At 36.3% G+C, this 25,700-nt stretch carries 22 protein-coding genes; 4 read left to right on the forward strand and 18 right to left on the reverse strand.

Annotated features, from left to right (window positions below; all coding sequences use genetic code 11):
• Positions 1-42 precede the first annotated feature (42 nt).
• From M0D58_RS04085 to M0D58_RS04110, 7 genes are all read right to left on the reverse strand, one after another.
• A complete protein-coding gene (locus M0D58_RS04085) occupies positions 43-990 on the reverse strand; it encodes a helix-turn-helix domain-containing protein (RefSeq protein ID WP_248393726.1) in 948 nt (315 codons plus the stop codon).
• A 45-nt stretch (positions 991-1,035) separates the two neighbouring features.
• A complete protein-coding gene (locus M0D58_RS04090) occupies positions 1,036-1,770 on the reverse strand; it encodes a hypothetical protein (RefSeq protein ID WP_248393727.1) in 735 nt (244 codons plus the stop codon).
• A gap of 224 nt (positions 1,771-1,994) precedes the next feature.
• Entirely contained in the window at positions 1,995-2,117 is a 123-nt protein-coding gene (locus M0D58_RS18100; protein ID WP_282569133.1) for a hypothetical protein, read from the reverse strand.
• 87 nt (positions 2,118-2,204) lie between these two features.
• Positions 2,205-3,296, reverse strand: coding sequence for a redox-regulated ATPase YchF (gene ychF / locus M0D58_RS04095; protein ID WP_248393728.1), 1,092 nt, complete (start codon positions 3,294-3,296; stop codon positions 2,205-2,207).
• Positions 3,297-3,502: 206 nt separating this feature from the next.
• Positions 3,503-4,054 carry a ferritin gene (locus M0D58_RS04100; RefSeq protein ID WP_248393729.1) on the reverse strand — a complete coding sequence of 184 codons (552 nt, stop codon included), beginning with the start codon at positions 4,052-4,054 and terminating at the stop codon, positions 3,503-3,505.
• 160 nt (positions 4,055-4,214) lie between these two features.
• Positions 4,215-4,403 (reverse strand): hypothetical protein, encoded by a 189-nt coding sequence (locus M0D58_RS04105; RefSeq protein WP_248393730.1) that lies wholly within the window; start codon positions 4,401-4,403, stop codon positions 4,215-4,217.
• A gap of 122 nt (positions 4,404-4,525) precedes the next feature.
• Positions 4,526-5,299, reverse strand: coding sequence for an SDR family oxidoreductase (locus tag M0D58_RS04110; protein ID WP_248393731.1), 774 nt, complete (start codon positions 5,297-5,299; stop codon positions 4,526-4,528).
• A 113-nt stretch (positions 5,300-5,412) separates the two neighbouring features.
• Between M0D58_RS04110 and M0D58_RS04115 the strand changes: the two genes are divergently transcribed.
• Positions 5,413-5,739, forward strand: coding sequence for a winged helix-turn-helix transcriptional regulator (locus M0D58_RS04115; RefSeq protein ID WP_248393732.1), 327 nt, complete (start codon positions 5,413-5,415; stop codon positions 5,737-5,739).
• A gap of 225 nt (positions 5,740-5,964) precedes the next feature.
• On the opposite strand, the gene M0D58_RS04120 is transcribed toward M0D58_RS04115, so the two are convergent.
• The 3 genes from M0D58_RS04120 to M0D58_RS04130 form a co-directional block, all read right to left on the reverse strand.
• The gene (locus tag M0D58_RS04120; protein ID WP_248393733.1) at positions 5,965-7,557 is read right to left on the reverse strand and encodes a glycoside hydrolase family 10-like protein; all 1,593 of its coding nucleotides are present in this window, start codon (positions 7,555-7,557) and stop codon (positions 5,965-5,967) included.
• A 1,271-nt stretch (positions 7,558-8,828) separates the two neighbouring features.
• On the reverse strand, positions 8,829-10,634 hold the full coding sequence (gene typA, locus M0D58_RS04125; protein WP_248393734.1) for a translational GTPase TypA: 1,806 nt from the start codon (positions 10,632-10,634) through the stop codon (positions 8,829-8,831).
• 368 nt (positions 10,635-11,002) lie between these two features.
• On the reverse strand, positions 11,003-11,260 hold the full coding sequence (locus M0D58_RS04130) for a DUF1294 domain-containing protein (RefSeq protein WP_248393735.1): 258 nt from the start codon (positions 11,258-11,260) through the stop codon (positions 11,003-11,005).
• A gap of 63 nt (positions 11,261-11,323) precedes the next feature.
• On the opposite strand from M0D58_RS04130, the gene M0D58_RS04135 reads away from it, so the two are divergent.
• Positions 11,324-11,680: a hypothetical protein gene (locus tag M0D58_RS04135; protein WP_248393736.1), complete on the forward strand. Its 357-nt coding sequence runs from the start codon at positions 11,324-11,326 to the stop codon at positions 11,678-11,680.
• 65 nt (positions 11,681-11,745) lie between these two features.
• Here M0D58_RS04135 and M0D58_RS04140 read toward each other — a convergent pair whose 3' ends face one another.
• From M0D58_RS04140 to M0D58_RS04155, 4 genes are read right to left on the reverse strand one after another with little or no spacing between them, the layout of a single operon-like run.
• Positions 11,746-14,376 (reverse strand): hypothetical protein, encoded by a 2,631-nt coding sequence (locus M0D58_RS04140; RefSeq protein WP_248393737.1) that lies wholly within the window; start codon positions 14,374-14,376, stop codon positions 11,746-11,748.
• Positions 14,369-16,777, reverse strand: a complete 2,409-nt coding sequence (locus M0D58_RS04145) for a hypothetical protein (RefSeq protein WP_248393738.1) — start codon at positions 16,775-16,777, stop codon at positions 14,369-14,371. The genes M0D58_RS04140 and M0D58_RS04145 overlap by 8 nt, the downstream gene beginning before the upstream one ends.
• Positions 16,778-16,815: 38 nt before the next feature.
• Complete coding sequence (locus M0D58_RS04150; RefSeq protein ID WP_248393739.1) at positions 16,816-18,987, reverse strand: DNA/RNA helicase domain-containing protein; 2,172 nt, start codon at positions 18,985-18,987, stop codon at positions 16,816-16,818.
• A gap of 15 nt (positions 18,988-19,002) precedes the next feature.
• Entirely contained in the window at positions 19,003-19,350 is a 348-nt protein-coding gene (locus M0D58_RS04155; protein ID WP_248393740.1) for a nucleotide pyrophosphohydrolase, read from the reverse strand.
• A 459-nt stretch (positions 19,351-19,809) separates the two neighbouring features.
• Between M0D58_RS04155 and M0D58_RS04160 the strand changes: the two genes are divergently transcribed.
• Positions 19,810-21,144: a lipase family protein gene (locus M0D58_RS04160; protein ID WP_248393741.1), complete on the forward strand. Its 1,335-nt coding sequence runs from the start codon at positions 19,810-19,812 to the stop codon at positions 21,142-21,144.
• 245 nt (positions 21,145-21,389) lie between these two features.
• Here M0D58_RS04160 and M0D58_RS04165 read toward each other — a convergent pair whose 3' ends face one another.
• The 4 genes from M0D58_RS04165 to M0D58_RS04180 all read right to left on the reverse strand — a co-directional run bounded on the left by M0D58_RS04165 (position 21,390) and on the right by M0D58_RS04180 (position 23,405).
• Positions 21,390-21,710, reverse strand: coding sequence for a GIY-YIG nuclease family protein (locus tag M0D58_RS04165; RefSeq protein WP_428037169.1), 321 nt, complete (start codon positions 21,708-21,710; stop codon positions 21,390-21,392).
• Positions 21,711-22,029: 319 nt separating this feature from the next.
• On the reverse strand, positions 22,030-22,314 hold the full coding sequence (locus M0D58_RS04170) for a DUF6266 family protein (protein ID WP_248393742.1): 285 nt from the start codon (positions 22,312-22,314) through the stop codon (positions 22,030-22,032).
• Positions 22,265-22,672, reverse strand: coding sequence for a DUF6266 family protein (locus M0D58_RS04175; protein WP_248393743.1), 408 nt, complete (start codon positions 22,670-22,672; stop codon positions 22,265-22,267). The genes M0D58_RS04170 and M0D58_RS04175 overlap by 50 nt, the downstream gene beginning before the upstream one ends.
• Before the next feature lie 343 nt (positions 22,673-23,015).
• Positions 23,016-23,405 carry a helix-turn-helix domain-containing protein gene (locus M0D58_RS04180; RefSeq protein WP_248393744.1) on the reverse strand — a complete coding sequence of 130 codons (390 nt, stop codon included), beginning with the start codon at positions 23,403-23,405 and terminating at the stop codon, positions 23,016-23,018.
• Between the two features lie 563 nt (positions 23,406-23,968).
• Here M0D58_RS04180 and M0D58_RS04185 point away from each other — a divergent pair.
• Positions 23,969-25,699 carry a T9SS type A sorting domain-containing protein gene (locus tag M0D58_RS04185; protein WP_248393745.1) on the forward strand — a complete coding sequence of 577 codons (1,731 nt, stop codon included), beginning with the start codon at positions 23,969-23,971 and terminating at the stop codon, positions 25,697-25,699.
• Position 25,700 lies beyond the last annotated feature (1 nt).

Genomic DNA, 25,700 nt, shown 5'->3' on the forward strand with positions numbered 1-25,700 from the left:
CGACCGTTTGCTTTAATCAAACTGAAATTTGCAAAATTCAAATCACGAACGGAATTCCATAGGTGCCAGTGAAGTTTTCTTTTTAAAGAAATTGGAAAAATGGGCAATCTCTTCAAAACCCAGAGCATAAGAAATTTCGGAGATATTCCAGCGGGTTTGCCTGAGCATAATTTTCGCTTCCTGCACAATTCTTTCCGCAATGATTTCCGTAGTTGTTTTTCCGGTGCTTTCTTTTAATTTTTTGTTTAAATAATTCACATGAACCGCTAACCTGTCGGCGTAATCTTTTGCAGTTTTCAGCTGTAGTCTCTGGTTGGAGGACTCGATAGGAAATTGTCTTTCCAGCAATTCGATAAAGAGGGAAACTACCCTTAGAGAAGCATCATTGGAAGTTGATAATTTTGAGGCAGGCTGCAGTTTCTGTCCGTAATGAATAAGCTCCAGCACGTAATTCCGGATCAGATCATATTTAAAAATATAATCGGAGTCTATTTCTTTTTTCATCTTCCGGTACAGCTGCTCGATTTCGTCTGCCAATTCATCATCAATTTCAAATAAAGGAATATTTCCGGGCTGGAAGATCGGCAGGTCTTCAAGGGTGTTGTATGATTTATCTTTAATAAAGAAATCTTCGGTAAATACACAAAAACTTCCTGACTGGTTATTGTCTTCGGGAATCCAGTGGTAAGGAACTTTCGGAGTTGCAAACAATAAAGCATTGTTTTTTATCTGAATGATTTTATCTGCGTATTCCGCTCTGTTTCTTCCTCTTATCAGGCTTATCTTATAATATTTTCTCCTGTTGTAGGGCATTTCGGAAGTAAGTTTCACCTTTTCTATGGTCTGCGCAATATCAAATACATTGAAATGCCCGATTTCTTTATGCAGGCCTTTGGGAAATATACTTTCGATATCCGTTCCCAGCTTGGAAGTCATTTCACGGTAAAAATCGTCCAGTGATGCATAGGAAGTATGTGCTGTTTTTTCCATACCTAAATTTGTATAATTCAAATGTACGAAATATTGAATATAAAATTAAATGTCAATTCCTCCCATCATTTCAAGCTCCCATTTCCCGTTTTTGTATTCGGCTGCACAATCGGTAGAAGAGCTGCTGCCCCATTTGTTAATATAAAATCGCTCCGGAAATTCTTTATTTTTTCTGATTTTGGAAATCCCGAAATCGTAGACATCTGTAAACCTTACATAATAACTCTGCTTGTCTTCGTTTTCGGGGATAAATAACACTTTATACTCTCCGGGATTAATCTGATGAAAATAATCGCAATCTGTTTTAAAAACCTCAAAATAATACGGATCTTTTTTGAAGTCAGGAGCTCCTGCATACGTCGGAAGAAGCATTTCGTACAATTCGGTGAATTTATTTTTTTCTGACCTATACATAGGATTTATATCAACAAAATCATTAATTCCGTCCCCGTCAGAATCTTTATCATCAGGGTTCAGACCAAAGCATTTCTCAAAAATATCATTGTATCCATCCTGATCCGTATCCTTCATTAATTCTTTAAGATTAACTTTGAACATTTTGCCATCAGCAATCGCAGAATAATCATCATAGCCGGGAAGCCCGGGAACTTTAATAATCTGCACCAGGCTTCCTTCTATCTGTAAAAATCCATCTTTAATAAGAGGCTGATTCTGAACTTCATTGAAATAATAATGACTGAAACTTAAGCCTAAAAAATAAGCGGAAGGTTTGTTATTCTCAATGGCAAGTAACCAGAAACCGAGATTGTTAGTTCCCAACGCATACAACCTTTTTCCGACCTGCTGTTTATGTGAGAAAGAAAATTGATTTGAAAATTTTTCTTTAAATATCTTATAATCCTCTTGATATGTTTTCCATTTTGTCTCCAGGATTTCATCGGAATCGTAAGGATGCCTCGACTCCAGACTATCCTCTTTAAAGGACCGGTATTTCTTAAGATTTACAATTTCAAGATAATCCGGTTTATTCTCAATAATCTCTTTTACAGTAAAAGGCTTTTGCTCAACATATTCAGGTTTTTCTTTTTCGGATTCAAAACAATTTTTTCAATCGTTGACGAACAGGAAATAAGCGGTATCAGCGCAAGGAAATATAAAATTTTCATACTTAAAAGTTTCGGACATGAATGCAAAAAACGCTCCCAAAATAGATCGGAAGCGTTTTTCTATAATAACTAACTTTAATATTTCTTTTATACGTTGAATCTGAAGTGCATGATGTCGCCATCTTTCACAATATATTCTTTACCTTCAACAGAAAGTTTTCCAGCTTCTTTTACTTTCGCTTCGGAACCGTACTGCATATAATCATCATATTTAATAACTTCTGCACGGATAAAACCTTTCTCAAAATCGGTATGGATTACTCCAGCCGCCTGAGGCGCCGTCCATCCCTGCCCGATCGTCCAGGCTCTTACCTCCTTAACTCCTGCCGTAAAATAGGTCTGAAGTTTTAACAGATCATACGCTTTTCTGATAAGACGGTTAACACCCGGTTCTGTAAGTCCCAATTCTTCAAGGAAAATCTCTCTTTCTTCGTAGGTTTCCAGTTCGTTGATGTCTGCCTCAATCTGAGCTGCCAGTACAACTACTTCTGCGCCTTCGTTTTTAGCCATTTCCTCAATTTTGCCGATCCATTCGTTTCCGTTTTTAATGGAGTTTTCATCCACGTTACAAACGTAAAGCACCGGTTTATTGGTCAGCAGCTGAACTTCCCCGATGATTGTTTTAGTAAAATCATCCGTTGGAAATTCTCTGGCGTTTTTACCGTCTTCCAAAAATTTCTGAAGGCTCTGAAGCGTTTCATACGTCAGAATATCTTCTTTCTTTCCGGATTTAATGAATTTCTTAGCTTTTTCAACCGCTTTTCCAACGGTTTCAAGGTCTTTAAGCTGAAGCTCGATATCGATAATTTCTTTGTCTCTTAACGGATCTACGGAACCTTCTACGTGTACAATGTTTCCGTTATCAAAACATCTTAATACATGTATAATGGCTTCACACTCGCGGATATTGGCCAAAAACTGGTTCCCCAGTCCTTCTCCCTTGCTCGCTCCTTTCACCAATCCTGCAATGTCCACGATTTCTACAACCGCCGGCAAAACTCTTTCCGGTTTTACTATTTTTTCCAGCTCAAACAATCTCTGGTCCGGTACGGAAACTGTTCCCAGGTTGGGTTCTATGGTACAGAAAGGATAGTTGGCCGACTGGGCTTTTGCGTTGCTCAGACAGTTAAAAAGAGTTGATTTACCTACATTCGGTAAGCCTACGATTCCACATTTCATAACGTTAGATTCAAATTTAATGTTTAAAATTCAAGGTTTAATGTTTAGAGTTAGGCTTAAAGTTTATATAAACATCAAATTAAACCCGAAACTATAATCTTTGAATTATGAGTGTGCAAAGATAGTGATTTTAAAGGGAGTTTCATAATAAAAAAATCTGCCAGCAACCTGACAGATTTTTATGTATTGAATTCACCGGAATTGTTTTATGGATTGTCACCCGTCGCTTCCTGAGCAAGCGGAACATCGTTTGGTGCATTTTCCAGCGTTTTATCTAAAGTAAACAGAGACTCGTCAGTAGCACGGTCGCCACCTGCAATTTTCAGTTTATCCATAAGGTTCATCGCAAGGGTTTCTTCTTCGATCTGTTCCTGAACGAACCACTGCATAAAGTTCCATGTCGCCCAGTCTTTTTCCTCTAATGCCATATCTACCAGTCTGTAAATCGCAGTCGTATTGTCCACTTCGTGTTTGAATACGCCTTCAAAACATGCGGTAAGAGATTCAGGATCGGCTGGTGGAGCAGGTATAGCTTCCACTTTCGGTTTTCCTCCCCTGTTCAGAACGTACTCCATAAATTTGATGGAATGGTTTCTTTCTTCCTGCGCGTGTCTGTAAAGGAAATTGGCAATTCCCTGGTATCCTTTATCGTCTGCCCAAATTCCGTAAGATAAAAAAACATGTGATGCATGGATCTCTTTATTCATCTGATCACTAAGCGCTTTTTCCATCGCTTCGGAAAGTCTGTTGGTATTCATAATTCATATTTTTTAGTGATTATGAATCAATACGATGCAAAAATGATTCCGAGAAGATTTGATCACCCTATTTTGTTTTTGTGGTATTTATAAAACATTGAATATCTTAATTTTACACAAACAATTTATAGTTATTCTAAACTTCTGTACTCATGGATCGTCAGTTTTTACCAGCAACGCTTTTCAGTCTCCGAAGATTTCTGACTTCGCTGAATTGTCTATTTATGCTTTTTAGGGAACTTTTTCCTGCTTTCCGTTGCAATCTTTTTGCACCCACCGCTGTCAGGCTTTGCTTGTCGAAACATGCAAAAAGGATTTTCACTACAATCAGGGCTAGGGTGAAAGTCATTAATTTCAATATTTGACTTTTATTATTACAATTCAACTTTACAGAACCACCCCGTCTTCTCCCTGTGGTCGAATCCATCCATCCAAAGGAGGGGAATTTCTTTCCGTCATTTATTTTAAATATCAGATCGTAGGTAAAGCACCGCCATCAACCGAATAATTGACGCCTGTGATGTATTTCGCTTCAGGGGAAACAAGATAAGCGACAAGACTTGCAACTTCATCAGGTTCAGCCATTCTTCCCATCGGAACATTCAGCTTTTCCATAACGGATTGATAAGCTTCTTCCGGCGTAACGGAAGATGACTGCGCCATATTCTGAATGAATTCCAGCATGAGCGGTGTCTCTACCAATCCGGGCGATACTACATTAACACGGATTCCATGGGCGGCCACTTCATTGGCCAATGCTTTACTGTAAGCGTTCAGTGCTGCTTTTGCGGAAGAATATGACATGGTCATTTCCCACACCGGCAGTTTCGCCGCTCCCGTAGAAATGTTTACAATCACTCCGCTTTTTTGTTCGATCATTACCGGCAATAATGCTTTGTTGATCCGTACCACCGACATAAAATTCGTCTGCCAGTCATTATTCCAGTGCTCATCGGAAAGTGTACTGAAACCTCCGCCCGGACTTAAATTGGCTCCCGCATTATTAACGATAATATCTATTTTTCCGTATTTTTCCAGAATCTCCGCAGCAATGATTTTCGCACTTTCAGGCTCAGCAAGATCTGCCTGAATAAAATATTGTCCTTCTTTATTTTCTGCAGGAGCTTTACGGGCTGTTATTACCACCTGAATACCTGAATTGCTTAAACGATCGGCGATCGCTTTGCCAATGCCTTTTGTTCCTCCTGTTACCAGAGCAACCATTTCTTTTAATGAATGATTCATATTTTTTTGTTTAAATGAGTTGCAAAGTAAATTACAATACTTTACTTTTGCAAGTAGTTACACCAATGTACAGTAATAACAAAAAGTAAAGGATTAAACACAATCAATCAGTTATGGTTAAAAAAAATATAGAACATGCTGAAGAAAAATGTGCGCTTCAGGAAATTTTAGGGGTAATAGGCGGAAAATGGTCGATGTCCATCATTTATGCACTGTTCACCGGTAAAAAACGTTTCAGTGAACTGGAAAGGCTTATTCCCAATATCAGTACCCGAATGCTCGTGAAAGAACTGAAGAATATGGAAGCCAACGGAATTGTGGTGAGAGAGGTATTTGCAACAGTTCCTCCAACGGTTGAGTATACTTTAACGACAAAAGGCGAAAAATTAGAGCCTATCATCAATGAGCTGCATAAATGGGGCGTTGAATATGTGATCTGATTATTGAAAAAGAATCTTTTTTCAACCACAGATTTCTCAGATGGTCACAGATGATCGTGTGGCTTTTTGTTATTCTGAATAGAGCAAAGCGGAATGATGAATTTTTTTATTACCCGCAGATGCCGCAGATTATTGTGCTATCGTTTATCATTCTGAGAGCAGCGAAGAATCTCTACAATAAAAGTTTAAGATTCTTCACTACTATTTTTGAGACAACTTCAGTACTTATTTAATCTGTTTTGCTGTATAATCACTTTCGTTTCCTAACCGGTCGATAGCTTTTATAGCAACTGCACTTAAGGTTTTTCCGTCTTTAGACTTCGGAATTTCTTTTGAAAGCTGATCAAGCGTCAGGATTTCGGTTTCCCAAATACCGTTGTACTGCGTAAAGAGTACCCATTGGAAGACCTCCTTTATATTTTTTGTACTCCAGCTTACCTGTATAAAACTTCCGTTATCATTAATGAACAGGCTTGGTGTCTGTAAAGGTATCGCTTTCAGCCAGGGTGTTTTCGGAACCAGGGCTTTCTCTTTATAAGGTCCGTTTTTTAGTGCCGGAAGCATGCCCGGATTTTTAGTGAGCCCGGCAATACTCCAATGGATTTCGCCGGCATTATTTCCCAATACCTGTCTTGAAATATTAATCTGATTTTTAATTTCTGCTGGGCGGTCAGAAGATCTTATTTCCACGGTATTCAATCCCGGCCAGAGATGACGGTTTAAGGTATTTTCTGATTTCCACCATTGCAATAAAGGTTCAAAAGGCTGCCCTTTTGATTCTACCGGCCAGTACAGCTGGGGCGAGAAATAATCTACCCATCCTTTATTCAGCCATAATTTAGCATCAGCATATAATTCGTCATACTGAGAGGAGCCTACAACCCCCTGCGGATAACCCGGTTTCCAGATTCCGAACGGACTGATCCCGAACCGGACATAGTTTTTCTCAGCATGGATTTCCTTATAGATCCTTTCCACAAATTTGTTTACGTTATCCCTTCGCCAATCTGCTCTTGATAATGTCCCTCCGTTTCTGAGATATTCGTTCCAGCTTGCATTATCAGGAAAATCTGCTCCTTTGTTGTAGGTAGCATACGGATAAAAATAATCGTCAAAATGAACAGCATCAATATCATAACGCTTTACAATATCTTTCACCACATTGGAAACGTGGCCCTGGGTTTTCGGATTAGCAGGATCAAACCAGTACATTCCGTTCTTCAATCTGATCACAATGTCCGAAAGTTTGTTTACCATTGACAAACTGTTGGGCGTTCCTCCGTTGGAATGATGGGCACGGTAAGGATTCAGCCAAACGTGAAGCTCGAGACCTCTTTTATGGGCTTCTTCAATCCAGAACTGCAGCGGATCATAATTGGGATAAGGCGCCGTTCCGGTCTTACCTGTCAGAAAGTAGGACCAAGGTTCGATATTACTGGTGTACAAAGCATCGCCGGAAGGTCTCACCTGGAAGATCACGGCATTGAAATTATTATCTTTCAGCATATCCAGCATGCTGATCGCTTCTGCCTTCTGCTGATCAACGGAAAGGTTATTTCTTGAAGGCCAGTTGATGTTGGCCACACTGGCAATCCAGGCGCCGCGGAATTCTCTTTTAATTTCAGGGAGCACCGTTCTGAAGGTTTCATCGGGCGGAATTACAGCTTCCGGTTTTGGGCCGGCTGGCGGTGAAGTTTTATTTTTAGCGGTATTTTTTGAAGGCATGGAAGCTTTTACTGCATTATTCTGTGTGGAACAAGCCATGAATGATGTAAAAACTCCTGATAATATGATTAGTTTTAAGTAATTTATTCTCATATCTGCAAAACTACATTAATTTATTTGTTGATTTAAATTACGATAATAAAATTAGTTGAACGCTAAGAACCTAAAGATTTTTTTGAGTACTAATGTATTTTTAAACGCAAAGCGCGCGAAGAGTTTTTTGAATACTAAATGTTTTTAAGGGCGCAAGGGCGTTCTACTCAGCGAAGAGCGTGAAGAGATAAAATACTCCCGCTGATTTCACGGATGAAGCAGATCTTATTCCGTAAACTGTTTAAAGCTTGTAAATATGCTGAGCGCTTTTGCTTTATCGGGAGATTGTCATGCTGGAAGCATCTTGATATCGTAATGTTTTTAACGCAAAGGACGCAAAGAGTTTTTAACTACTAAATGTTTTTAAGAGCGTAAGGGCGTTCTACTTAGCGAAGAGCGCGAAGAGGTGAAATGGTACAGAAAGTAAGCTAAGTTTTTATTCTCCTGCAGATTTCACGGATGGTGCAGATCTTATTCTGTAAATTGTTTAAGCTTGTGAATATGCTGAGAGCTTTTACTTTATCAGGAAATTGTCATGCTGGAAGCATCTTGATATCGTAATGTATTTTTAAACGCAAAGTGCGCGAAGAGTTTTTTGAATACTAAGTGTTTTTAAGGGCACAAAGGCGTTCTACTTAGCGAAGAGTGCAGAGAATTTTAGAAAGTAATGTATTTTAATTTCTCCCGCTGATTTCACGGATGGAGCGGATCTTATTCCGTAAACTTTTTAAAGCTTGTAAATATGCTGAGCGCTTTTACTTCATCGGGAAATTGTCATGCTGGAAGCATCTTGATATCGTAATGTATTTTTAAACGCAAAGAGCGCGAAGAGTTTTTAACTACTAAACGTTTTTTAAGGGCGCAAAGGCGTTTCACTCAGCTAAGAGCGCAGAGAATTTTAGAAAATAATGTATTTTAATTTTTCCCGCTGATTTCACGGATGGCGCAGATCTTATTCCGTAAACTGTTTAAAGCTTGTGAATATGCTGAGAACTTTTGCTTTATCGGGAGGTTGTCATGCTGGAAGCATCTTGATATCGTAATGTATTTTTAACGCAAAGAGCGCGAAGAGTTTTTTTTAACTACTAAATGTTTTTAAGGGCGCAAAGGCGTTTCACTCAGCGAAGAGCGCAAAGAGATAAAATGCTACAGAAAGAAAGCTAAGTTTTATTCTCCCGCTGATTTAACAGATGGTGCAGGTTTTTTTATGTAGGTATTATTTAAACAAAAAAGCTCCGGAATTCGGAGCTTTGATATTAGTGAAAGTGGGATTAGGCTTTTGCTGATCTTTCCACTTTTTTTCTTTCTTCTTCGGAAAGGAGTTTCTTTCTCATACGGATGAAATTCGGAGTTACCTCGATGGCTTCATCAGCCTGGATGTATTCCATACATTCTTCCAGTGAGAATAAGATTTTCGGAGCAACACCGGTATCTTTATCTTTACCTGCGGCTCTCATGTTGTTCAGCTGTTTTGCTTCAACGATGTTTACCACAAGATCTCCAGGTTTGTTCTGTTCTCCGATAATCATTCCTGCATAGATTTCCTCTCCCGGATCTACGAAGAACTTACCTCTGTCCTGTAGTTTGTTGATGGAATATTCTGTTGCAGGACCTTGGGTTTTGCTGATCAACACCCCATTGTTTCTTCCCGGAATAGCACCTTTGAAAGGCTTGTATTCTGTAAAACGGTGCGCCATAATGGCTTCTCCGGCTGTAGCGGTTAGCATCTGGGAACGCAATCCGATCAGACCTCTTGAAGGAATTTCGAATTCCATATGCTGCATTTCGCCTTTCGTTTCCATAATGTGAAGATCTCCTTTTCTCTGGGTAGCCAGATCGATTACTCTTGAAGCATATTCTTCAGGAACGTCTACTACCAAAGATTCGTAAGGCTCACAGCTTACGCCGTCGATTTCTTTAAGGATAACCTGTGGCTGACCGATCGTCATTTCATACCCTTCTCTTCTCATGGTTTCAATTAAAACGGATAAGTGAAGGATCCCTCTACCGAATACAAGGAAAGTATTGGCATCGTCGGTCTGCTGTACTCTTAATGCTAAGTTTTTCTCTAATTCTTTGGTTAATCTTTCTTTCAGGTGGTTAGAGGTAACATATTTACCGTCTTTCCCGAAGAAAGGTGAATTGTTGATAGAGAACGTCATGTTCAGGGTAGGCTCATCGATCGCCGTTCTTTCCAATGGTTCAGGATTTTCCAGGTCCACGAAAGAGTCTCCGATCTGGAAAGCGTCGAAACCTACAACAGCACAGATATCTCCTGCCTGAACTTCAGTTACTTTTTTCTTTCCTAATCCTTCGAAAACGTATAGTTCTTTAACTTTTCCTTTTGCAATTTTACCGTCTGCCTGAGCAAGACCGATCCACTGGGATTCTTTAATTTCCCCTCTGGTTACTTTTCCGATGGCGATTCTTCCTAAGAAAGAAGAATAATCCAGGGAAGTGATCTGCATCTGAAGGTTACCTTCGGTTACTTTCGGTTCAGGAACATATTGAAGGATACCGTCCAGCAAAGGGAAAATATCTTCAGTCTGCTCCAATGAAGTGTTGAACCATCCCTGTTTTGAAGATCCGTAGAACGTTGGGAAATCCAACTGCTCTTCGGTAGCATCAAGGTTGAAGAACAGATCAAATACCTGATCGTGAACCTCATCCGGACGACAGTTCGGCTTATCTACTTTGTTGATGACCACCAATGGTCTTAATCCTAATTCCAGTGCTTTCTGAAGTACGAAACGGGTCTGTGGCATCGGTCCTTCGAAGGCATCCACCAAAAGGATTACCCCGTCTGCCATTTTCAATACTCTTTCTACCTCTCCCCCGAAATCGGCGTGACCCGGTGTATCAATTACATTAATTTTCGTGTCTTTATAAGTAACAGAAATATTCTTGGATAAGATCGTGATTCCTCTTTCTCTTTCAAGGTCGTTGTTATCCATAATTAACTCCCCACTCTCCTGATTTTCCCTGAAAATATTGGTAGCGTGGATGATCTTGTCAACCAATGTGGTCTTCCCGTGGTCAACGTGTGCGATGATCGCAATATTTCTAATGTTTTGCATAAAAGATTTTTACGGGTGCAAAAGTAGTGATTTTTAATGAAATACTTGCTAATAAGTTGTGTTAATTAACAAATTCATAATGAGGGTGTTTTGTAAATTTATATAATAGTGTTTAAAGATTAACTTTTATAATGCTGATTTTTAACATTAAGATTTTATAAGGAGTTTAAAAATATCTTTGATATTTAATAAGCCGGGAGCTCTTGTTTATACTGCCTAATTAATTTTTACCGCAAAAGAAACAAAGACTTTGATAAAGTTATTCAACAGGTAAAAAAATACAACAGTTTAACATCTTTGATTTTTTTCTTTAAGAACTCTTTATTTGAATAGTCCAACATTTGGTTACGTCGAAGCTTGGTTTATGGCTATGCATTTAAAAAGATAAAATAGATAAACAGAGCCTGAATCAGGACGATTAATGCGAACTTCAACAGAAATGATCTCTTTGAAATTTTATGCCTGAAAACAAGCATTCCCAGCAAAGCTCCGATCGTTCCGCCTAAGAAAGTCAGGGACAACAAGGTGGACTCTGGGATTCGCCGCTGGTGCTTCACCGCTTTTCTTTTATCGATTCCGAAGATGATAAACGTGATAATGCTGATGACGGCTATTCCATAAAACATGTTGCAAATCTAAGACAAAAAAAATGATCCCGATTTTTTACCTTTGCATTCTAAATAACATCAATGACGATACAGGATCTCGCAGGAAGTTATGCCATTCAGGGCAGTAATCAGGAGGAGGCAGGCGGCAGTTCCTACCAGGGAATCCTGACTTTATCCCTCGACGAAAACAACCGCATCATTGCCGAATGGCTCATCGGCGACCACGAACAGCACGGCACCGGCTTCTACAAAGACGGCATTTTAGTCATCAACTTCCGCTACGAAGGTGACGACCAAAAGATCTATAAAGGGGTTGCCGTTTATCGTTGGATCAACAAAGATGTGCTCGACGGCTTCTGGTCTGAGAAGCATGGGGATCCGAGGTTTTTGGGAACTGAGTATTGTGTGAGGATTTTTGGAGATGGGGTGGTGAATTGATGAGTCATTGCGAGGGAAGCAATCTCTCATTGTTTAAAAAAATATTTTAATTTATAGTGAATTTTTCAATTATTGAAACTTTGTCCAATTCCCATTAATCTTACTCTTTCCAACCATTCATAAATCATCGAAGAATTATACTTTAGATTCCCATTTTCATCTTTTTCTTTTTCTAATGCTATTGCCATTAATGCAAACTCATTTTCCAAAGAAGTTGAGAAAATTCCTTGGTCATCAGTATTTATAGACACCGAAAGTTGGGGACAACTTTTTATTTTCTCATGATCTAATTCTAATCCTAAATTGAAGAACTTTGTAATTGGATGTTTTGCATATCTTCTAAAAGTTCCAATTAAATAATTTGATGTCGGATTAGTTTCAATAGCAATGTTTTTGTTTTTTAGCTCATGCATCATATTAAATTGTACCGCTTCAACTAACTCCATATAAGCATGAGAAATTTCAAACTGCTTTATTTGTAACCCCGCTTTTTTTATATTAGAATTAAAATGGTATTCCTTATACAATGCCTTTATATCAATATTATTTCTGATATTTTTATTTTTAGGATACTCTTCGTTAATGCGGCATCTTTCCCAATAAGTAAAGTTTGGTTTTTGATAAATATCATCATGGATATTATTTAAATATAAATAAGGATCATCTCCTCTTAGTTTCCATGCATCAAAATAAATCGTATGGTGAATATATTTTTGTTCTAACAAACTTCCTTTACCAAAATTTCCAGTGTATAACTCATAGAATAGATTTTCATACAATTTTTCAAGCCTATTTACTTCATTTCGGTGAATTCCAATACCAAATTTTCTAATCTTGGCTAACAACCAGACAATATTGTCCAAAACTATTTGCTTTGGTAACATTAATTTCAATTGCTTAAATTTATAATACTCTTTCACATCAATTCCCAAAGCTAAGGCATGTCCGATTCTATCTCCTTGAGTTAGGTTTAAAAATCTAATACATTCATCAATTGCTCTTAAGCCATCAACTAAATCATAAAAATCTTCTCCTGCATGATATGTTGCATATATCTTAGGTTCTTCCAACTTATCTTTCAAATGATTAAAATGTCCTTTTAACTTATGATTTTTTAAATACCGAAACCCTTGTGCAAATACTTCTGGACTTGCTTTGAACTCACTGGAAGCAGCATCTATTCCTCTAATCAAATCAGAAAGTTCAGAATAGCTTTCTCTAAGTTGGCTTATAGCTATAGATTGTTTTTTCACTTCTAATCTCAGATCATGATGCCTACATAACACTTCCAGCGACAGATCGGAATATTTTATATTATCTGCTTTTTTAATGTAATGTATCGTATAAAATATGTTATGCTTCTTTAAATCGAACTTATTATCATTATCACAAGATGATAAAGGAATCAATTGTTTTGATAGCACTACTTGATCATCCAATGCTTTGTTATACCCTTCTAAACTTGATTTTAATTTTATTACATTTTCTTTTGGGGCAATTCTTAGCTCAAAAGAACTAATTTCACTATGTGATTTAGTATCATGCACCGCTAAATTCATAAAAGCAGTATGATAAATAGAATTATCAGGCAAAAAAAATTCTTTACGATCTTGATATAGAGAAAAGTTACCAAATCCTACCTTATCATTAACTTGAATAAATTCAGCTCTGAATTGAGCTTTAATTAAAAGATAGGCATGAAATAAATAGATATACGATTGAAAACCTTTATCTCCTGCATAAATCAATCTAAAACAGTCATACAGAAGTTTTCTTTCTCCGTAGAAAACATATGATTTTTCAAGATTCTGTATATGTATGTTTTTAGGGATTGCATAATCAATAACTTCTGTATTTCCTTTGAATTCAAATTGATGTCCTATGTCGTATCTTAAAACTTTAATATTATTTGAAATTTCATGTATATTTAATAATAAATCAAATGATTCAAAAGAATTACTTTCTTGAGAAAGATCAACTGTAAACTTTTTACCACGGTCAATTTTGTTAATCAATCTAAATAATTCATATCTAATATAAACTGCCTTATAAACAAGTATTTTAAGTTCTTTTTTTGAACCTTGCGAAGAATTAGATATTTTAGTTAATAGACTAATTTCTTTTTTTAGATCACCAAATGCTTTTTCAAAAGAAGTCGGATGATTCATTATATTAATCCAACTTAAATCAAAAACAGGTCCCGAACCTTTTAAATGAAAATGGTTTTCAGCCAACCCTTTTTTCAGCAATTGATGAAGTCTTTTATTATCAGAAAAAGCCGTCGCTCTCCATGAAAAAAAGTCTCTTTTACGTTGAGACCTATTATCTAAGCAGGCAAAAAAGGAAGTGGTAAGAATATCTTCCCCAATATAATAAGATAAATCTCTCCATTTAAGCAAATGTTCGTAGCCAACAAAAGGTTCTAAGTCATGCTCAATTAAAACTTTGGAAGTAAAATGATTTAGAATGTGGAAATAATTTTTATTTTTTTCTTGATGAACATCGTGGAACCAATCCGAGTCTAGTTTATTATAGACATTTTGGATTTCATCCACAGAATAATTAGAAAACGCTCTAAAACCTTTTTCTATGAAGCTATTTACATTTATATAATGACTTGAATCTATCTTTAATAATATAAAGTCTGAACAATAATCTGTAAATAGCAAACGTATTGATTTACGCAGATTATCCATTTACAAAATCATTTAAATTTTCTACAAATTCATTAAAGGTTTTTATCGTCTCTTCAGAGCTCATATTACTTCCTAACTTATTATAAAAATTTTCAATAAGCTTTATGAGTGATGATTCCGAATCAATTGCTTTAATTCTAGTTTTAAAATTTGTTAGTACGGTCTTATTAAATAAGTCTTTCTTTAAATAATTATTTACAATTTTATTTAAATCGCTTTTTCTACTTTTGCTTTTATCTTGTTTTGAAGATTCATACATTTCATTTACAAGTCTTTTTGCAGTACTGTTTGAAGAATTTATCTCATTCTGCCAAATTCTAAAAAGTGGAAAATTTCTATATGAATCAATAATACTCTCAGTTATAAAATATTTATACTTGTTTTTTAGATTTTCTAATGTATTAATTCCGCCACGATATAAATAAATAAAAATAACGCTAAAATAATCATCTGGCAACTTATCTCTATAGTTAAAAGAATAATTACTAATACCATCTATAAACTCTTGTGCAAAGAAAGGATCATTTAATTTAGATAAAAAAATCTCATCATAATTTATTATTCTTTCATAGAGAAAACCATTCTCAATATGTCCAAGTTCGAAGTAGTCTCTAATTTCCAAGTAATTTGTAAAAATTGAAAAAGGATTTAAAATACCTTGATTAAAACTTTCAAAAAATCTAAAAAAATAATTAATATTTGAATTTCTAAAGTTGTTATCTGGATCACCATAAATATGTATTAAAGAATAAACTAAAAAGATGGATTCTTCATGAGGTTTAAATGATGAAAGTTTGCTTTCGATATTAAACTTTACCCAATCCCTTCTAATACTATATTCCCTTGGTAGCTTCAGCTCATATCCATTATACAAAAATCTATTTGTCTTTTTTAAGATATCATTGCTAGCAACTAGAAGTGAAATAAATAGTTTTGTATAGTCTAAAAACTTCAACGCTTGTGTGTCAATTATTCTTATTCTCTTTTCAATATTTTCAAATAGCGAAATTAAATCACCAATTAATAAATTATTTGGATTTGTAGTATTGATTAAACTAATTAATCTGGGATCAAGATATTCTTTAAACTTATCAATTAAGAATTGTTCAATAATTAATAATGCTGTATTTTCATTTGTTTCTATTCCAAGGAATAACTTCGAGTGCTCCTTGTCAATTTCATTGTAACTCTTTAATAGAATGTATTTTTTAAATTCATTAAAGTCTCCTTTTTCAACATTTTGAATTAGTTCTTTGATTTCTCTAAGAGTCTTAGGGATTACAAGATTTTGCCTAAAACTATAAATGTTTACAAATATGTTCAAATTAAAGTTTATATAGAAGATTAAAAAATCATGCAAACTGTTATATTTATTTAATTCATATTTTTGATCTTTATAACCATATTTTTTAATAATAATTGATGTAATTTTATTAGAGTCATTTTTAACTGTAAAGCTAGGAATCTCAATCATTCTACTTATTGGCAACAACTTTTCAATATATTTTCCAGTTCTGGTTTTTACAGTATCAAAATTTACATTTCTTAAATTGAGCTCATTAATAAATTCATTATTAATGCTGTCGAATAGCTGATTTTTATTTAAAGAAATTAGGACTATGATATTTGGTAGAATCAAATATTGTCTAATATCTTCTAACATAGAATACGTATTTGAAAAACTTAAATCGAAATCATCAATTGTTATAATTAAAAAATCTTTTTTACCTTCAAAAACACCTAAATATGTGGTAACTAAATCCTTAAAACCATTTTTCAAATTACTACTTGTAGCCAACTTACTTAGAACTTCAATAGAATCTTTTCTATAAAAGTCTTTCCTATCAGAATTTATTATTTGTAAGTTATGAAAAACATTGTTAAAATGTTTAATTAAATTTCGTCTGTCATCATCATTTATTATACATTTTTTTTCTTGTATATTAATTTGAAACTTTTGAAACATTTTAGCCAAAATCATTTCAAATAGACTTTCTCCTCTAAATAAAGAAGGATCAATAATGTCTATTTCAGCAAATGATTTGGTTTTTAAAAACAAACTATCAACAACTATACTGTTATCAGACATTTCATAGGTAGTATTACTTATATCAAAGAACATTTTATGATCATGTGAATCCTTTTCAATTAATGCATCTCTAAAAGAAATCATAGAGGACGATTTACCTTTTCCCCTTTCACCTGTGAAAGAAATTATATTATTAAAATCATCATATTTCGAATATTTATTTTTTTCCGAATTCCGTGCAATGTCAATTATGTTTTTTAAGGCATGTTTATAAACCTCTTTAAAAATTGAATCTTCAAATTGATTTCCTTTTTCAATTTTTATCTTGTATTCCTCATTTAGATTAATTTCTAAAACAGTCTTATCACTCATATTTATTAGTTTTCTATTGGTTATTTTTAGTAATATAATTATTGGATAACTTTCACAAACACCCCAATCACTTTAAAATTCATTGTTTCTTCGTCCCTTAAAACAATTGGCTCATAAGATTTTGTAGATAAGGGTTTCAAGATAATCTCTTCATGATGCCATCCTTCTTCATCGGTTACTTTTTTACTTGAATATTCTTTTATAGTGTAATGAGCTCCGGTTTCACTATCAAAAATCTCACTACCTTCAACTAAAGTGATCAAACCATTTCTGCTTCCGCCAATATATTTGTTAAACAGGCAGAAACTACCATTCGGAATTACTTTATTCATTGATTCTCCCACCACTTTACAGATAAAATAATTTTGAGGTGAAATTAAATCCGGAACTTCAATAAATTTTAAATCTCCTACCATTTGAAAATCAGAAAAATTACCGGCAGCGATTTCTAAATCATAAAAAGGAACAGTATGTTCATTAGGCTCATCTAAAATTTTTAATAATTTTTCTTGTTTAGTTTTTTCCTGATATATCGGAATGAATTGAGAAAAATACTTGCGTAAATTAAGATTACAAACATAGATATATGTCCCCTCAATTCCTCTTAGCAAAATCGTTTTGTAGATATTAATAACAAAATCTAACAAAACCTTAGAATCTTTAATGGAGTTTTTTCCATTTTTATCTTTGTATCTATCTTTATAAACTATGAATTCCCGATTTTCAAAATCATAATCAAGCTCAGGTCCGATAATAACCCCTGCGTAATTGAGATCATAACCCTGTGTTGTATGGATACATCCTACTTCATTTATGGCATTGGTAGAATTGACCCAATCTTTATCAGTACTGTTCCACTGCAAAAAAGTATCCTCTATAACAATATCAAACTTGGATTTATCATTTTTAGAAATCCATTCCCAAGCAAAACCAGCAACCATTCTTGATAACTTTTCCTCTTTTTCTTTTAACTGTATTTGATGCACCATTTCATTAAGATTATCAAATAGTTTAAGATCATAAAAGCCAATATTGATTTTTGGTATAATACTATTTATATTTTCATCAAATAACTGATGAATTAGCTTAACATAATTATTTCCACCTTTTACCCGAAATTGGGTTAATAGTTTTTCATTTCTTGTCGTTGGAAGATTTTTTAGATCATAAAAACTTTCTTTTGTTACGTCAGAAGGCTTAATAGACTGGAACTGGTCATAAAAAATTATGGACTTTTTACTTTGTAATTGTACCCAGTCTAATTCCGAAGAAGTATTTTTATCAAGACCTAAAGCTTCAGAATTCTTATCAAAAGTTCCAAAATAGGAGCCTAAATTCACTCTTCTTCGCAAACGATGACCTTCATCTACAATTAGCAAATCATATTTTTGCTTTACAATTTCGGAAGGTCCAATGACCATTTTACTTGAGAGCCCTTTTATATTTTTAAAGACATTAGAAATAGTCTGGCGAAAAGAAGCCATGGGAATGACAAGAGCCATGCTTAACTCGCCATATTTTTGTTTTACCAATTCTAATAAATGAAAAATATCTTTATCATTTTCATCAAAATCTGATTCATTAAAATCATCCAGATTTGTTTTTAAAAGTTTAAATAAGAAAATAGCTAAAATAGATTTACCCGTTCCCGCACCTCCTTGTATAAGACTAACTTTTGCATTATCATCAAGAAGGCAATTCAGAATCATTCTAAGTCCCTTTATCTGTTCCCTTGATAAAGATTTATAAGGTGAATATTTGAATAAATCAGAATTATCAATATCGTGAAGATAATGTCTAGCAATACCTAAGGTTTTTAATTCCCCCCAAATGTTCTTAAACAATTCCCAATAGATTTCTTTTTGCTGATAATATTGATGATTGGAAATACCTAGATTACCATTTTGCAGAGAATACGTTCCATCTGCAGAAATATATTTAATAAGATTTGATTCAATATCTAAAGTTGCAGATTTATTAAACTTATCACTTAAAATTAAATTGACCGTATTTAATCTCTGCTTTCTTTCACTTTTAGAATGTGTTTTTAATCTGCTGAGAACATCTGTTGTTTCACCTACATAAGCCTCTTTAGTTTTATTCTCTTCTAAAAAATAGACGAGTGGCCAGTTAAGAAAATCTCTATGATTATCAATTATTTCAGATTCCAGATTATTGTCAAAAGGATATTGTCGAATAGAAAAGTTCATAAATTAATATTAATTCTACAATTCATTATATTTTGTTGCATTACCTCTTGATTTATCAACCGGATATTTTTCTGCATTTTTTCTAATTTTATCTAAAATAATTTCGTGAATATCTAAGTCATGCTTATTGGCTAAAAGTAAGGCATACATCAGAACATCAGCTAATTCTTCTTTAAGCTTATCAATATTAAAATCTTCATTTTCTTTCCATAAGAATAATTCTAAAAGTTCTGAAGCCTCAACAGATAAGGCAACAGCCAGATCTTTCGAGTTATGAAATTGTTCCCAATCCCTTTCATTCCTGAATTTTATTATTTCGTTTATAAGCGTGGTCATATTTTCCATAATTTCTAACTTTATCAAAGTTTAGACTATTAAAACTAAACTCCCTTAATATGATCAAAGATATTAATAGCTTTTCACTCTTTAAAGTATTTACAGTACTATTTGCAATCAATAGAATAGTAAATTATACATTGAAGGTCTACATTAAGTTAATATTTTCGTAAAAATTGAATTATAGAATTGCAGCAACGCATTCTGCTCGGTAAGAACAATTTTCATGGTAAAAGTTTTTTTCAAATATAAATAAAAAAACAAAATCATTATTTACTGAAAACCGTAAAGACATTATGATTTGCTCAACAATATTACAGTGACATACGATGATCAGGACACAATCCGTACAAACACCTACCCCTCATTTTGGTCATTTTCACGGATTCGCAAATCGCAATTTGTCCCGAACTTTACTCTGTTATTTAAAAATAAATAATCAGCATTCATTCAACAAAAACAATCAACCAAAAACAAAAATACATCATGACAAATCCAACATTAGATGCTTATCAGCAGATATTCGGGATGGCCTGCCTTGTGGGTCGTTCCTCAGGGTACAAGGGTACCGCGAGTGAATTACAGCAACAGCTGCAGTACGATCTTTCTTTCTACCTGAATAATGTTCCGCCGGTAACCATTCTGGGACAGACCGGTCCTTCTACCGCCGATGCTTCGGTTACGCCGGTGCTGGGCAGCTGGAACCTGGTTTGGGGACCTGCCCTATTGCAGGAGAACAACGATGATGTTTCCGATAATGCCGTATTTGTAGCGCAGTGTGATGCCGTGGCATTTCCGGGCGGACCTGTAATGCCAACCTACGTCGTAGCCATTGCCGCCACCAACCCCGATTCCTTATACGATTGGGAATCTGAAGATTTTTCCGTTTCACAGGTGGTCAATTGGAGTACGTATAATCCATCCAGTTTCAGTCCGTCTGATTACAACGGTACCGATCCCTATATTTCACTCGGAACCGCTACGGGAATCAGCAATCTTCTGGGATTGACGACTGTAGAAACTGCCGCAGCTCCGGGAACTACGCTTGAGCAATTCTTAAGCAGTGTGCAGCTTTCCGAAAATACTGCTGTAATTTTCTGCGGCCACAGCCTTGCGGGAGCCCTCTCTCCTACTTTGGCGCTGTATCTTACGGAACAGAAAAAGCTGGAGGCTTTTGATCTTACGCTGGTTTATCCTACTGCGGGAGCTACTCCGGGAGAAACCAATTTTGCCAACCTTTTCAACAGTACATTTCCTGCATTGCCATCCGGCTGGGAAAAGCAATCGCTTCCTTACCAAAGCTGGAATACGATGCACTGGAATGACCTGGATGTCGTACCTCACGCATGGCAGAAACAGGATCTGCAACAGATAGCCGATCTTTACGGCCCATCACCTAACTTCTGGACTGCAGCCTCACTACAGGCACTTCAGGCTTACGCAATCGTAGATTCTACACAGTCGGGTGCCGTGTATACCCGGATTCAAAACAGTTCGCTGCCCGGAACGCTTCAGCATTCCATGGGAAATTCGGCAATTAATGTTCCTCCAAAATCAATACAGGATTTTGTAGAACAGCTGTTCATCCAGCATGTTGAAATGTATTCCGGTATTCCGGCCAACGGTTCAAATCCTGAAGTGACCGGACTGATCCTTCCGCAGCCTTTGCCACCAACACCATCATCCTACGCCAAAACAGTACCTGGTATTTTTCCCGTAACCGAAGCCGAAATGATTGCAAGAATCATTTCCCAGATCATCGGCTGGATTTCCAAGCATGCCTTATCAGACATGAAATCCGCAGTGAAAGAAGAAAAATAACGCCGATATATTGATTTCATATAAAAGCCACCTGTTATAGATTTCCTGTAACGGGTGGCTTTGCTTTGGTACTCTGCCTTCGAGAGCCTCAGGCATCGTTCAGTATAACTATTAGATAACAACAATGTATCAAAGGTGGCTGAGGCTCTCGAAGCCACCTCTCCTACAGAACTTCAGGCATCGTTCCTGTACAATTCTTATAAAACACAAATACTCCAAAGGTGGCTGAGGCTCTCGAAGCCACCTTATTTCTTTGTTAGATCCCGGTAGGCAATTGCCAATTTCGGAAGGAGTTCCGGCATTCCGCTAATCAGTGCTTCTTTCTTTTTTCTGTTCCATCCCTGGACTTGTTTTTCGCGGTAGAAAGCAAGATCAATCCGGTGATATTCTTCATAATATACCAATTTTACGGGAAGTCTCTTTTTAGTGTGGCTGGCACCCTCTCCAATTTGGTGCTGTATGATTCTGCGATCAAGATCATTCGTACTCCCGGTATAATAACTTCCGTCGGAACAGAGAAGAATGTACATCCATCCTTTCATCATTTGCGTTTTTAACAGGTTCAAAGATAAACTTTTGACATTATACTCTGCCTTCGAGAACCTCAGGCATCGTTCAGTATAACTATCAGATAACAACACTGTATCAAAGGTGGCTGAGGCTCTCGAAGCCACCTCTCCTACAGAACCTCAGGCATCGTTCAGTATAACTATCAGATAACAACAATGTACCAAAGGTGGCTGAGGCTCTCGAAGCCACCTCTCCTATAGAACCTCAGGCATCGTTCAGTATAACTATCAGATAACAACAATGTATCAAAGGTGGCTGAGGCTCTCGAAGCCACCTAACCAAAAAAAACTCCACCGGTGTGGGTGGAGATCAGGGTTACACTAAAGTAAAGGTTCCCAGGTGAACACTGTTCGAAGCCAATGTTTCCGTAGAATTATGAAAATAGCTCCAGACCTGAATTTCTTTACCGTTATACAAGGCGGGAAGTGTAGCATCTACCGTAAGAGCTGTACGCAGGGCAATGGATTCAAAAATCTCGAATTGGTCAAGCTCTTCACAATAACAGACTACATTCACTTTGTCGCTTTCGGAAGCAGTGCCCTGTACCGAGTTATTCTCCCAGGTCAGCCTGATGATATTTTCCGGTCTGTGCTGCTGCACCCACATTCTGAAAGCCGGTCAGGTCTCCTTTTGTAATCAGCACCTTATTATACATCAGCTCCGGGATGGTACCTGTCATCTGTATTGCTTCGCTGATGGTATAGGATACCGCCAAATTCACCCTGGATTTTGATCCGCTACGCGATCCGAAATACCGGTTCTGAATATTTTTTAGCGGCTGCAGGAAACTGATCACCAGCTTAAATTTATCCTGCTGAAGCTGTTGCTTTTCACTTGGCGGCCTGCTGCTTGGTTTGGGAGTACTTCTGATAATATCCTGTCCGCGCCAGCTGGCTCCTACAATTGTTCCTACTTTTCCTGAAAATCCTCCGAGGATTCCTTTTGTTATTCTTGCCATTTCAATTAATTTTAAAGGTTAACAGAACGAAGATATAACGGAATATCTTCATTTTAACGACCTGTGAAAAGCGTGACCGGTTTTGACCGGCAATGCCTGTTTCTGACTGGTGCGGGTATCTGATTCTTCGGGAGTTGTTCGGGTCAGCTTCGGGAGTTGTTCGGAAAAAGCATACTTTTTCCGAACAACTCCCGAAGAGACATACAACAATAGCCAAAGCGTTACCCTATGATGACAAATTATTCAAAATGATTATAAGTATTACATTCTGATTCATTTTCGTCAATTTGAGTAGATTTTTTTTCAAAAAAATCGTATTGAGAAGTTATTTCCATGGATCTTTTCATTCACCGGTTCTCGATACATTTTTCTCCGCTGCGCTGTAAAAAACACTCGAACTGACGAATCTACTATCAAAATTTTTCAAAATGCACAACGGGTCATAAGTATATACAGCCAAAAAAATACCCTCATTTTCTGAGGGTAGCTGTAAAAAAGATTTCGGGTAAAATATTTTCCTGCCGATTCTGACATAAGGAATTTTCTGTGATTTCCTGATCCTGAACAAGGTACTGTCGCTGATATTCAGCAGTCTTTTAACATCGGCACTGTCATAATACTGAACTTCATTATTTTTTGATTTTTCAAGGGTTAACAGGATTTCTGAGAAAATTTCGATAATAATATTCATCAGCTCATCATGATGAAACGGAGGATGTGACTGGTTTTTCATTTTTGTGCTCTTTAATGGTCAATAATAATTTTGCTTTTTCCAGTTCAAACGTAAGGGAATTAAATTTATTGTTGCCTTCCTGAGCAATATTTTTTTATACAAAAAACGTCATTTTTTTTATTTTAACCCAATGCTTTTATGACAGTATATTTTTCTATAAAATTCATCTTATTGAATATGAAAATCAATATACTACAAAAATTAACAAATAGCGTTTACGAGCATTTTTACAGGCATTTTTTCGTCACATAAAATTCATTTAAATTTCTTTGTCCGGAGATTTATTTTTTCTATTTTCGCACCTGATTTTAGAAAACTTCCAACCTGAAAACAGGAAAATGCATCTTTAAAATAATACGACATCTTTTGTCGTGTGTGAGCATTAGTTTCGCAGCAATGGAAATTATTTTTCTAATCAATAGTCATTAAAAAACAAGAACCATGATAAAAACACATCCTTATCCGGCCATTTCTCCATAGCGCTCCGAATTCTAATACAGGAATTCTGTATTCTCAGACCTTTTAATTTAAACAATAATAATACTTATCATTAAACACTTTGTATGAATAAATTCTACTCAGGAGCACTGTTCTTGTGCTCTGTTCTGGGCGTTTCTGCCCAGGAAGTGATCTGGCAGAAAGACATTAAATCCTCTACCCAGGATTTTCTTTCGCAGGTTACCACTACTATTGATCAGCAGTATTTAATAACCGGCAGTTCTATTGGAGCTGGAAGCGGGATGATGGAAGCTGGAAGTAAAAGCCATTTGCCATCAGCCAACACCCAGCAGCCCAACAACGGTTACGATTTTCATTTGGTTAAACTCAACCAGCAGGGCGAAGAAGTCTGGGAAAAATATTTCTCTGGGCAAAACCATGATTTCCTTTCGGCTACCGTGAACACTCAGGACGGTGGATTCGTTTTAGCAGGAACGAGTTTTTCAGGGAAAGGCTTAGACAAAAAAGAAGAATCCAAAGGCGGAAGCGATTTTTGGCTGATCAGAATCAATGAATTCGGAGATGAGTTGTGGCAGAAAACGATTGGAAGTAGTTCGGATGAGGAAGCAAGAGCAGTAATTCAAACAACCGACTTGGGATTTTTTGTAGCAGGAAATATAATGACAGGTTCCCTTCGAGAGCCTCAGGGAACGAGAACTTTGGGTTACGGATCCAAAGATGTTCTCATAGTACGACTGGATAAAAACGGAAAAGAATTATCGCAATTGATTTTAGGCGGAAAAGGCTTGGATGAAGTAGAAAAGATGATTCCTACGAAAGACGGCGGGGCATTGCTTGGTGTTTATTCGAGAAGCGGTGTTCTGACAATGAATGATAAGCGATTATTGATGAATGATGATTCTCAGAATCAGGGTTCAGCATCTGGAATCAATCATCAATTATCAACCATCACTCATGCTAAAGCCAGCGGCAATTTCGGGGAGGGTGATTACTGGATCATCAAGCTCAATAAAGACGGCAAAGTAGAATGGGAAAAGAATTTCGGAGGAAAAGGCGATGACCATTTGAGAACATTAGCTTTAACCTCTACAGGTTATTTAATCGGAGGCGAATCAAGGTCTGAACGGTCAGGGAATAAAACCGTAGGCATCGAAGAAGGAACTGATTTGTGGCTGATTTCTTTAAACGAAAGAGGAGAAGAGATCTGGCAGAAGTCCTACAATTTTAAAAACCGGGATGTATTGATGGGAATGAGTGTAATAGCCGGGAAGCAGGAAGATGGAAGCGGGAAGTCTAAAGGCGTTTTATTAGGAGGCTATACCCAGGCTGAAGGAAGAATTGAAAGTGATGATGAAACGTTCTGGATGCTGTATCTGGATCAGAATGGTAATGAGCAGTGGAGAAAACATGTAAAAGGAGAATCCAGGAAAAGAGAGGAAAGACTTTCGGATATAAAGCTGAACCGGGATGGTTCGATTGTTTTGGCCGGAACCAGTGCAGAGGAACTGGGAAAAGAGAATTGGAAGATCGTAAAGCTGGGAGATAAGCAGATCGACCAGCTGATCGAGAAGCAGGATATAAAGATCTATCCAAATCCGGTGAGTGATTACGCGTATGTGGAGATTGGAATGGAAGATGGAAGATGGAAGCTGGGTGATGGAAAGTTCGAGGCAGAAATTGTTGTATACGATATGGGCGGAAGACAATTGCAGAGCCTGAAAACAAAAAATAAAGTCACGAAGATCAACACGCAGAACCTGGTTCAGGGAGCGTATCTGGTAACGGTGAAAACCAATGATAACAAAACAGCGAGTGCTAAACTGATTAAGAAATAAT

This window comes from Chryseobacterium nepalense (assembly GCF_023195755.1).
GTDB classification, from domain to species: domain Bacteria; phylum Bacteroidota; class Bacteroidia; order Flavobacteriales; family Weeksellaceae; genus Chryseobacterium; species Chryseobacterium nepalense.

Excerpts from the sequence above, each read along its gene's own strand:
- M0D58_RS04120 (WP_248393733.1), bottom strand. The coding sequence starts at position 7,557 with ATGAGAATAAATTACTTAAAACTAATCATATTATCAGGAGTTTTTACA.
- M0D58_RS04130 (WP_248393735.1), bottom strand. The coding sequence starts at position 11,260 with ATGTTTTATGGAATAGCCGTCATCAGCATTATCACGTTTATCATCTTC.
- M0D58_RS04085 (WP_248393726.1), bottom strand. The coding sequence starts at position 990 with ATGGAAAAAACAGCACATACTTCCTATGCATCACTGGACGATTTTTAC.
- M0D58_RS04140 (WP_248393737.1), bottom strand. The coding sequence starts at position 14,376 with ATGGATAATCTGCGTAAATCAATACGTTTGCTATTTACAGATTATTGT.
- M0D58_RS04160 (WP_248393741.1), top strand. The coding sequence starts at position 19,810 with ATGACAAATCCAACATTAGATGCTTATCAGCAGATATTCGGGATGGCC.
- M0D58_RS04145 (WP_248393738.1), bottom strand. The coding sequence starts at position 16,777 with ATGAGTGATAAGACTGTTTTAGAAATTAATCTAAATGAGGAATACAAG.
- M0D58_RS04105 (WP_248393730.1), bottom strand. The coding sequence starts at position 4,403 with ATGACTTTCACCCTAGCCCTGATTGTAGTGAAAATCCTTTTTGCATGT.
- M0D58_RS04115 (WP_248393732.1), top strand. The coding sequence starts at position 5,413 with ATGGTTAAAAAAAATATAGAACATGCTGAAGAAAAATGTGCGCTTCAG.
- M0D58_RS18100 (WP_282569133.1), bottom strand. The coding sequence starts at position 2,117 with ATGAAAATTTTATATTTCCTTGCGCTGATACCGCTTATTTCCTGTTCG.
- M0D58_RS04180 (WP_248393744.1), bottom strand. The coding sequence starts at position 23,405 with ATGAAAAACCAGTCACATCCTCCGTTTCATCATGATGAGCTGATGAAT.
- M0D58_RS04150 (WP_248393739.1), bottom strand. The coding sequence starts at position 18,987 with ATGAACTTTTCTATTCGACAATATCCTTTTGACAATAATCTGGAATCT.
- ychF (WP_248393728.1), bottom strand. The coding sequence starts at position 3,296 with ATGAAATGTGGAATCGTAGGCTTACCGAATGTAGGTAAATCAACTCTT.
- typA (WP_248393734.1), bottom strand. The coding sequence starts at position 10,634 with ATGCAAAACATTAGAAATATTGCGATCATCGCACACGTTGACCACGGG.
- M0D58_RS04175 (WP_248393743.1), bottom strand. The coding sequence starts at position 22,672 with ATGGCAAGAATAACAAAAGGAATCCTCGGAGGATTTTCAGGAAAAGTA.
- M0D58_RS04135 (WP_248393736.1), top strand. The coding sequence starts at position 11,324 with ATGACGATACAGGATCTCGCAGGAAGTTATGCCATTCAGGGCAGTAAT.
- M0D58_RS04110 (WP_248393731.1), bottom strand. The coding sequence starts at position 5,299 with ATGAATCATTCATTAAAAGAAATGGTTGCTCTGGTAACAGGAGGAACA.
- M0D58_RS04185 (WP_248393745.1), top strand. The coding sequence starts at position 23,969 with ATGAATAAATTCTACTCAGGAGCACTGTTCTTGTGCTCTGTTCTGGGC.
- M0D58_RS04100 (WP_248393729.1), bottom strand. The coding sequence starts at position 4,054 with ATGAATACCAACAGACTTTCCGAAGCGATGGAAAAAGCGCTTAGTGAT.